Source organism: Geminocystis sp. GBBB08, assembly GCF_016743215.1.
Taxonomy (GTDB): domain Bacteria; phylum Cyanobacteriota; class Cyanobacteriia; order Cyanobacteriales; family Cyanobacteriaceae; genus Geminocystis.
The window spans coordinates 1-2,529 of record NZ_VRZC01000276.1; the positions used below are offsets into that span (position 1 = coordinate 1).

Consider the following 2,529-nt stretch of genomic DNA (forward strand, 5'->3'; position numbering starts at 1 on the left):
GTATGTATATGGATGAGTCAGAACAAATATACCCCGAACAGTCCACAAGTGCGATCGTCTGTTATCATCCTGTAGCTAAGTATTTTAGTGCTTAGATGAGGTTTTGGTGGGCATTGCCCACTCTATAATTAAGTTAATAGAATATGTTATTAATCGAAAAATTATGAGGATAGAAAAAATTTCTGTACAGAAATTATTTGGAATTTTCAATCATGAAATTTCTTTAAATATAGAAGAAAGAATCACAATTATTCACGGTGCAAATGGTGTTGGAAAAACAATTATCCTCACAATGTTAAATGATTTTTTTAATTCACGCTATTCAATTTTTAGAAAAACACCGTTTGAAAAATTTACTATTAATTTTGACAACAATACTAAAATTGAAATCATCAAAAATAAAAATAATGATGATAAAAAATCGAATATTCAGATTAATTATTACAAGAATAGTGAATCATCTAAACCTTTTATACCTAAAAGATTAGAAAATGACTCAAATATTAAGATTCCCATTGAAATATTAGATGATATTATTCCTGAACTAGAGAGAATAGGCACAAGAGAATGGCTAAATCGACAAACAAAAGAAGTTTTATCGTTATCAGATGTTATTGAACGTTATGAATCTGTGTTACCAATTCGAGATGTTAATAAAAAACCAGAATGGTTGCAGAACATACTAGATAATTTAAAAATTTATTTTATACAGTCTCAAAGACTTGTTAATATGAATAATCCATATCAGGAAAGAATTTCCAGAAATATTTATCGTTCAAGTTATCTACAATCTACAATGATTTCTACTGTATCAGCTTATTCAAAACAGTTAGCGGATAAGATACAGGATAAATTTACAGAATATGGTAATATTTCTCAATCATTGGATCGGACTTTTCCTGTAAGAGTTGTAAGACAAAAAGTACCAAATAATTTAACAACACAAGAATTAAAAAATAAATTAGACGAACTTGAGGCAACAAGAAACCGTTTAATTACAGTTGGTTTATTAAACCAAGAAGAAAATTCTGATTTTAATATTCAACCCGATCATATTGATACGGATACAACCAATGTTCTATCTATATATGTCAAAGATGTTGAAGATAAGTTAAAAGTATTTCAAGATATAGCAGATAAAATAGAATTATTTAGAGATATTATTAATAAAAAATTTGCTTATTCTTCTAAAAAAATTAAATTTGATAAGGAAAAAGGTTTTATTTTTACCACTGAAAATAATGAATCTGTCAGGTTAGAAGATAAAGAACTTTCTCCTACCGATTTATCTTCTGGTGAACAGCACGAAGTAATTATGCTTTATGATTTATTATTCAATGTTAAACCTAATTCTTTAGTATTAATTGATGAGCCAGAATTATCTCTTCATGTCGGTTGGTTAGTAGATTTTTTAAAAGATTTAGAAAGTATTATAAAACTTGCTGATTTGGATATTTTAATGGCAACTCATTCACCAGATTTAATTAATGATCGTTGGGATTTGACCGTGGAGTTAAAAAAATAGAATCATGCGAGAATATTTAACGGTCGATCGTATTGCTAATACTATTAGACAACAAAAAAGTACTTTTGAAGGTAATTTTATATTAGTTGAGGGTGATTCTGATAAAAAACTATATCAAAATTTTATTGATGAATCAAATTGTCGTTTTCAAATATGTAAAGGAAAACCATCTAGTAAACAAAGAGTAATCCAAGTATTAGATATTCTCAATAAACATGAAATTAAGGGGATTATCGGTATTGTTGACGCTGATTTTGATCATTTAGAAAATACTAAATATAATCATAATAACTTATTTTTAACGGATTATCACGATTTAGAAATGATGTTAATTAATTCTCCAGCTTTAGATAAATTGTTGATAGAATTTGCATCCGAAGATAAGTTGAAAAAACTTAAATTAGATATGAGACAAGTATTGTTAAATCTAAGTTATGAGTTAGGTTATTTACGATGGATTTCTAAATGTGAGCAATTAAATTTAACTTTTAATAATTTAGATTATACAAAATTATTAGATATAAAAAGATTAACGACTGATCTTGATAAACTGATTCAAACAGTGATTAATAAAACTCAAAATTATTCAATTTCAAAAGAAGATTTATTAAATAAAATCAACATCAAAAAAAGTGATATTTTATGTAAGTATCAGATATGCTGTGGTCATGATATGATAGAAATATTATCTATTTTACTTCGCAAAACAATTGGTTCTAATAATGCGAATGAAGTTAGTAAAGATCACTTAGAAAGAAGTTTAAGATTGGCGTATGAAAAAGTTTATTTTAAAGAAACAAATCTTTATGTGCAGATAATTGAATGGCAAAAAAATAATCTAACCATAATATTTGATATTGAATAAAAGTAGATATTATTCTGTCTATAGCATTCCGTTATGAGTTGTGAGAATACGATCCTCCCTAATCCCTTTTAAATAAAGGCGGAATGTGGTTTAAATTTCTCATAAATGATTCCTAATTGCTATAATAACGGCTATAAAG

The 2,529-nt window shown here is 26.6% G+C and carries 2 protein-coding genes; both read left to right on the top strand.

The genetic code is table 11. The annotated features are described in order from the left end of the window. The first annotated feature begins 163 nt into the window (after nt 1–163). Nucleotides 164–1,525 carry an AAA family ATPase gene (locus tag FWJ34_RS19145; protein WP_308256920.1) on the top strand — a complete coding sequence of 454 codons (1,362 nt, stop codon included), beginning with the start codon at nt 164–166 and terminating at the stop codon, nt 1,523–1,525. 4 nt (nt 1,526–1,529) lie between these two features. Continuing rightward, complete coding sequence (locus tag FWJ34_RS19150; RefSeq protein ID WP_308256921.1) at nt 1,530–2,390, top strand: DUF4435 domain-containing protein; 861 nt, start codon at nt 1,530–1,532, stop codon at nt 2,388–2,390. Nucleotides 2,391–2,529 lie beyond the last annotated feature (139 nt).